The 6719-nt window shown below is 69.0% G+C and carries 5 protein-coding genes and 1 pseudogene; 1 reads left to right on the forward strand and 5 read right to left on the reverse strand.

Annotated features, from left to right (window positions below; translation table 11 throughout):
• The first annotated feature begins 317 nt into the window (after window positions 1-317).
• Window positions 318-1913 carry a GGDEF domain-containing protein gene (locus AC08OT_RS17900; RefSeq protein WP_476597527.1) on the forward strand — a complete coding sequence of 532 codons (1596 nt, stop codon included), beginning with the start codon at window positions 318-320 and terminating at the stop codon, window positions 1911-1913.
• A 179-nt stretch (window positions 1914-2092) separates the two neighbouring features.
• On the opposite strand, the pseudogene AC08OT_RS17905 reads toward AC08OT_RS17900, so the two are convergent.
• The 5 genes and pseudogenes from AC08OT_RS17905 to AC08OT_RS17925 form a co-directional block, all read right to left on the reverse strand.
• Window positions 2093-2924 (reverse strand): annotated as a pseudogene (locus AC08OT_RS17905) (carbohydrate ABC transporter permease).
• Between the two features lie 65 nt (window positions 2925-2989).
• Entirely contained in the window at window positions 2990-4117 is a 1128-nt protein-coding gene (locus tag AC08OT_RS17910) for a carbohydrate ABC transporter permease (RefSeq protein ID WP_476596293.1), read from the reverse strand.
• 139 nt (window positions 4118-4256) lie between these two features.
• The gene (locus AC08OT_RS17915) at window positions 4257-5120 is read right to left on the reverse strand and encodes a metallophosphoesterase (RefSeq protein WP_476596294.1); all 864 of its coding nucleotides are present in this window, start codon (window positions 5118-5120) and stop codon (window positions 4257-4259) included.
• Between the two features lie 128 nt (window positions 5121-5248).
• Window positions 5249-6097 (reverse strand): tyrosine-protein phosphatase, encoded by an 849-nt coding sequence (locus tag AC08OT_RS17920; protein WP_476603072.1) that lies wholly within the window; start codon window positions 6095-6097, stop codon window positions 5249-5251.
• Between the two features lie 23 nt (window positions 6098-6120).
• Window positions 6121-6719: extracellular solute-binding protein (locus AC08OT_RS17925; RefSeq protein WP_476596296.1), on the reverse strand; the 599-nt coding region annotated here is incomplete at its 5' end.

Raw genomic sequence — 6719 nt, forward strand, 5'->3', positions numbered from 1 at the left:
AATCCCAATCACATGAAAGACCGATTTTCGGGAGAAAAATACTGGATATTGCTTTCTCTGCAATTTTTGCCCTCTCCGGCGAGCAGGGCTAAGCTAATTATGATTCTGAGCTCATGCCCCAGCGGCATATACTTGCCCCAGGTCACACGGTTAAAGGTGCGGGAAGGTGCGTCATGCCGGATCGGTCAAGACCGTCTCGGCGAGCCGGACGGGCCTCGGGGGTTCGCCTCAACGGTGGGGAGGGAGCCTCGCGCGAGCGGGCGCGCGAGGGGTTCTTCACCGCTGGGATCTCAGCTGAGACCAGCGAGCCCGGTGGGATGCGGGATCCGATCCGCGAGTCGTGGATGCGGTCGCGGCGGTGGGCAGTGGCCGCGGACAGCCCCGAGCCCCTCCCCGCCGCGTCGGACCTCGACGCACCTGTCGTGCGCGCGGCCGAACCGGTCCTGTGCCAGCTCGCCGACCGCCTGGCCAGGCAGGCCGTCAGCGCGATCGTCACCGACGCGAACGGTCTGGTGCTCGTGCGGTGCACCGGCGACGCCGCGTTCGAACGCCGGCTGGACCGTATATCGCTGGTGCCCGGATTTAGTTTCGCCGAGCGGTTTGTCGGCACCAACGGCATCGGCACCGCTCTCGAGGAGCACAGGCCGGCGCACGTGTTCGGTCAGGAGCACTACGCGGAGCCCTTCGGCGAGTTCGCCTGTGCCGGTGTTCCCCTGCGTGATCCGGCGACGGGGCAGACGCTCGGCCTGTTCGATCTCACCTGTCCGCGCCGGGATGCCGGGCCGCTGCTGACGGCCACGGCGGGCATGGTCGCCAACCAGATTCAGGATGCCTTGCTCCTCGCCGCGCCGGGGCACGACCGGGAACTGATCTCGCTTCGCGAGGCCGACGCGGCGGAGTTGCGCAGGCTGCTGATGGCGGAGCGTCAGCGGCGGGAACTGGCCGAGAGGATGCACCGGGTCGTCGTCGAGACCACCAGGGCGGTGACTCCCCCGGAGATCCTCGGGCGGGTCATGACGGCGGCCGCCACGCAGCTTCCGTGCGAGGCGGCGTGGGCGCTCGCCCGGGAACCGTGCGGAACGTTGCGGGTCGTGGCGGTCTACGGCCAGGTGGATAGCCGGGCGGTCGGGGCGATGGTCGTCTCGCTCCCGGCCTCCCCGCTGCTGCTGGCGTTCCATGGTGGTGGGATGATCGGGCCGCACCGGACGTTGCCGGAGGTGCTCCCCGGCCAGCGGTACCCGGTGGGCAGTTGGCTGGCTGTGCCGGCCCTGTGCCGGCCGGCCCCCACCGTCGTTGTTCTGATCGCCTCGCGGGCCGCTGGTGGCTACAACCCCAGGCAGGCTCGTCTGGCTTATGCCGTGCTGGGCCAGGCGGCGACGGCCTGTGAGAATGCCTACCTGTTCGAGGAGACGCAGCGGCTCGCGGAGAGTGATCCGCTGACGGGGTTGGCGAATCGGCGTCACTTCTTCGACGAGGCCGATGCTCTGGCTCGCAGGCATCTGCACACTGCGCGGCCGCTGGCCGCCTTCATGATCGATATTGATCATTTCAAGCAGGTCAATGACGGTCATGGCCATGCTGTGGGCGATACGGTTCTTGCCGAGGTCGCTCGACGCGTGCAGGGTACGTTGCGTCCGCAGGACATCGTCGGCCGTATCGGTGGCGAGGAGTTCGCGGCCGTGCTGGGCTGCCCGGCTGCGACGGCGAGTGTTCTCGCCGAGCGGCTTCGGCAGGCTATCGGGGCGAGCCCGGTGGCTACCGCCGACGGTCCGCTCCCGGTCACCGTCAGCGTGGGGGTGGCGATGCTGAACCCGGACGATTCCGGGCTTGGCGACCTGCTCATCCGCGCCGGCGCGGCCCTCTACCAGGCAAAGCACGCCGCCCGGGACCGGGTCGCGACCGCGCAGCCATGATGGGCCTCTCATGTCAGGCGGGTCGACGACACCTGCGGTCACTCCGAGGATTCTGTCCGCGGATCGCCGTCACTCGGCCGGCCGGCTGTCGGCCTGGTCGACCCAGAACTCGTAGGCGGCGCGGCACACCGCGAGGGTGGCGTGGCCGATCGCCCGCGGGAGCAGCGCGGTCAGCGCGGTCAGCGCAGGCCGGAGCGCACGAACGCGTCGACGACCTGGCGCTGCAGGACCAGGTAGAGGGCGAAGACGGGCAGGCAGGCGAGGCCGGACCCGGCCATCAGGGCGCCCCAGTTGTCGCCCTCGAGGGTCAGGAAGCCGCGGATACCCAGCTGGATGACGGAGTTCGCCCGCTGCAGCGCCAGCGCCGGCCAGAAGTACTCGTTCCAGGCGGTGATGAACAGCAGGATCGACAGCGACGCCAGCGCTGGGCGCAGGTTCGGCACGACGACCGTCCACAATGTGGACCACGATCCCCGCCCGTCGATGCGGGCCGTGTCGAGCAGCTCCCGGGGGAAGGCCTGCATGTGCTGGTGGAAGCATGAGCACCGCCAGCGCCGAGCACAGGTTCGGCACGATGACGCCGGCCAGTGTGTTCAGCAGGCCCAGGTTTGACAGCACCAGGTAGTTCGAGATCATCGTTACCTGGAACGGGATCAGCCAGGTGGCCACGAACGCCAGGTAGAACAGGGTCCTGCCGCGGAACTCCCAGGCGGCGAAGGCGTAGGCGGCGAGCAGGGACATCATGAGCTGGCCGGCGGCGGTGACGGCGGCGATCGTGAAGGTGTTGGCGAGTAGCACGCCGATGTCGAGACTGTCGAAGACGTAGCGGTAGTTCGCCAGGCTCAGCGGCCAGGGCAGGAGCGACTGGTCGAAGATGCCGTCTGGCCGGCGGAAGGAGGTGGCGAACATCCAGTACACCGGGAACAGGCTGATCAGACTCAGCAGGGCCAGCATCAGATGGCTGGCCGCGGTCCGCCAGTGGGGTATCCGCGGTATCCGCATGCTGCTCATCGTGTTCGCATCCTTGGATCGAGGGACCGGGGCGTGTCGAGAAATCCGGTCGCCGAGGGTCCGAGTCAGTTGTCAGCGAAGCTGTACCGGTCGGCCAGTTTGACCAGCACCGCCGCCACCGCCGCGAAGACGAGGAAGAACGCGATGCCCGCCGCGGAGGCCAGGCCGGAGTCCAGGCTGCGGAAACCGAACTGCCAGAGCAGGTAATAGATGTTGGTTGAGGAGTCGGCGGGGCCGCCCTGGGTGAGCACGTCGAGCAGCGGGAACGTCCACTGCCCCGACAGCAGCACGGTCATCAGCAGCATGAACAGCAGAGTCGAGCGCAGCATCGGCAGGGTCACCCACCGGGTGACCTGCCAGCGCGACGCTCCGTCCATCTCGGCGGCCTCGGCGTAATCACTGCTGATGCCGGTGAGTCCGGCGGAGATGACGAGGGTGGCGAAGCCGAGGATCTGCCATGCGCAGATCGCCAGGATGGCGATCAGCGCCGTCCGCTCCTCCCGCAGCCAGCTGTAGGCACCGAACCCGAGGGTGTGGTTCACCACCCCTCTGGAGTCCAGCAACCAGCGCCAGACCGCGGCGGCGGGGACCGGCGCGACCAGTATCGGCAGAAAGACCAGCGCCCGGTAGACGGTGCGCGATCGACCGCCCAGGTCCCGGATGACCAGCGCGATGGCGGTGGGCAGAACGATGGCGAACGGAATCAGGCCGAGGATGTACCACAGCGTGTTCTTCGCGGCGCCCCGGAGCTGCGGAAGGGTGAGGACCAGCCGGTAATTGTCCAGAGCGACGTAGGTCCGTGGCGAATTCGGCAGCAGGTTCCAGTGGTAAAAGGACAGCTGGACGGCCTCGATGATCGGTTTGTAGGTCCATAGAATTCGTAATGAAGTAATTAATGCAAGCCAATATGCGTCTTCGCAGGTCACGGGCTCGCGAGGACCCCGAAGTGAACAAGTTATTTCATTCCGAATCCATAGCACCAGGCTGGCCACTCCGGGCAGCAGGTACAGGTAGGGCGGGGTGGCAGCGAGCATCCGCCGGGCCAGCGATGGCCGGGCGGCCCGCACCGGCACGCGTGACGCGGTGTTGGCGGGGGAGGCGGTGTTGGCGGGGAGTGCGGCACCGGCGGAAACTGCGGCACCGGCGGGGATCGTGGTGCCGGCTGCCCCCGGGATGGCGATTTCGACGAACACGGTTCGGAAACATCCTTTCCGGAGGCGCGGGAAATCCGGAGGCGCGGGAAGGGCCGACGTACTGGACGAGGGTCGGTGCCGGACGAGGGTCGGTGCCGGACGGGGGTGGGTGCCGGACGGGGATCGGTGCCGGACGGAGTCAGTGATAATCCGCCGCGAGCCGGACGACCTCGTCGAGGGTCATGTCGTAGACCACCTCGGTGGTGGCGATCGGTACCGCGGTGGCGACGGCCCCCTCGGGGTAGACGTCGATCCGGGTGTACTCGCCCCCGACCAGGCCGGTTATCCGGTCGGCCGGGCCGAGGGTGCGTAGCCGGTAGGCGGTGGCACCCGCCACCCAGACCGGAACGCCGCTGAGCACGCCCGTGGACGCGTGGTGGGCGTGACCGGCCAGCACGATCTTCACGTCGCTGCCGGCGAGCACGTCGGCGAGGTGCTGCGGCTCGGCGAGCAGGAGCGAGTTCACCATCGCGAGCGCGGACGGCACGGGTGGGTGATGCAGGGCGAGGATGGTCCCGTCGGGGGCCGCGGTGGCCAGCTCGTCGGCGAGCCAGCGCAGCTGGGCGGTGCTCAGGAAGCCGCTGTGCTCGCCCGGTTCGGTGGTGTCGAGCATGATGATCCGCAGGTCACCGACCCAGTGCACGTAGTCGTGAGCCTCCACCGTGGGTTCCGCGCCGAGCAGTCCCTCCCGGAACGGGCCACGCGAGTCGTGGTTGCCGACGCCGTAGAGCACGGGCGTGCCCAAGCGCGCCGCCACCGGTTCGACCAGGTCACGCAACCGCTGGTAGGCCAGCAGATCACCGCGGTCGGCGAGGTCACCGGTGAGCAGCAGGGCACCGATCTTCAGCGTGGACGCCTCGATCTGGTCGAGCACGGTGCGGAGCGCGGCGTACGTGTCGACCTTGCCGTGCATCAGCTCACCCTCGCGGACGATGTGGGTGTCACTGATCTGGATCAGGCTGTGGGTGGGCGTGTGCGCGGTCGGGTCCAAGAGTATCGGCATGGACGTCCTTCGGAGCGGGAGGGGATGGCTTCAGGGCGGACGGGGTTCAGGGCGGACGGGGTGGCGCCTGGGGTGAGCCGCAGGCCCGAGGGGGAGGGACTCCGGGCCTGCGGCTCACTGGCTGGGGTTCAGCCCGCGGTCGCCGGACCGGAATCCGGCCCGGCGTCGGAGGCCTCCGCCGGCACGAGCAGGGCCTCGACGAGGCGGTCCAGCGCGTGCGCCGTCGCCCCGTGCGCGAGCAGGTAGGTGTGAGTGTCCCCGTGCCGGGCGTGGATACGGCCCAGCGCGTGCAGGATGAGGTCGGGCGGGCTTGCCATCAGCGAGGCCGGCAGCTCCTCGCCATCGGTGGACATCAGGGCGGAGATCCGCTGGACGGCCGCCGCAGCCTCGTCCCGCAGGAAGTACGAGGTCAGCGCGAAGTCCTGCGCGATCACCTCGGCTGGCACCCCGGCGAGGTCCAGCGCCAGAGTGATGACCAGACCGGTGCGGTCCTTGCCGGCGCTGCAGTGCACGATCGCGGGCAGTGTCCCCGGTGCGGCGAGCGCGAGCATGGCCGCGGTGAGGCGGTCCCCTCGATGATCGACGACGTGGTCGTAGAGGCTACGCAGATCGCCGGCCGTCTGGTGCCGGTCGACCGGCAGGGTGTAGACGGGCACCCGCCGATGCGTCGCGGCGAGCCGGCCGAGCTGGTCCGGATCGTGCGCCACCTCGGTGTCCTCGCGCAGGTCGATGACCGTGCGCAGCCCGATCTGCGCGAGGATGGCCTGCCCACGGCCGTCGAGCCCGCGTAGCGTGCCCGAGCGCAGCAGCGTGCGCCAGCGCAGGGAGCGTCCGTGCACAGTCGGGTAGCCGCCGACGTCGCGCAGGTTGATCGTGCCCGGCAGCGACAGGGCGCGCCGCGCCTGCGGCGCCCCGCCGTCGCCGGCGCCCGGGGCGGTCCCGGTGCTCGCTGCGGTGGCCGTGCTCCCAGTGCTCACGGTGCTTACGACGGGCACGGCGGTCACTTCCGGGGCAGGAAGCTGGTGGCCTGCTTCTGCGCGTCGGCCAGGGTGGATGCGGGGTCCTTGCCGGTGAAGACGGCGCTTTCGACCGCGGTCATCATCGTGTCGGAGATCTGGAGGTAGTTGTCACCCGGGAAGGACTCCCACGGCTCGATCCGGGTGAGCTGGTCGAGGTTCGGCTTGATGAGCGGGTTCGCCTTCGCCCAGGCCTGCAGGTACTTCGGGTCGTCGATCAGGCCGGTCCGTAGTGGCAGGTAGCCGATCTTTGAGGAGATCTCGGTGTAGGCGCGGTTGCTGGTGAGGAACTTGGTCAGTTCCCAGGCGGCGCGCTGCTTGGCCGGGTCCTTACTGAAGATCGCCAGTGCCGCTCCCGAGTTGGTGGGGATGACCGGCTTCGAGCCGAACGCGGGTTCCTGGGCGGCGTCGAGCTCCCAGTTGTTCGCCTTGGCGCCGGCCATGAACATCCCCTGCAGGGAGCTGCTTTCGAGCAGCATCCCGGCCTGGCCGGTGCTGAACGCCTTGACCTGCTGCTTCTGGTCGAGGTTCGGCATCACGCCGCTGCGTGCCAGGTCGGCGGCCATCGCCACCGCCTCGTTCT

The organism is Frankia sp. CgJB1 (assembly GCF_977947065.1).

What these genes read in the sequence shown, in the direction of transcription:
- AC08OT_RS17900 (WP_476597527.1), top strand. Translation starts at nt 318, where the DNA reads ATGCGGGATCCGATCCGCGAGTCGTGGATGCGGTCGCGGCGGTGGGCA.
- AC08OT_RS17915 (WP_476596294.1), bottom strand. Translation starts at nt 5,120, where the DNA reads ATGCCGATACTCTTGGACCCGACCGCGCACACGCCCACCCACAGCCTG.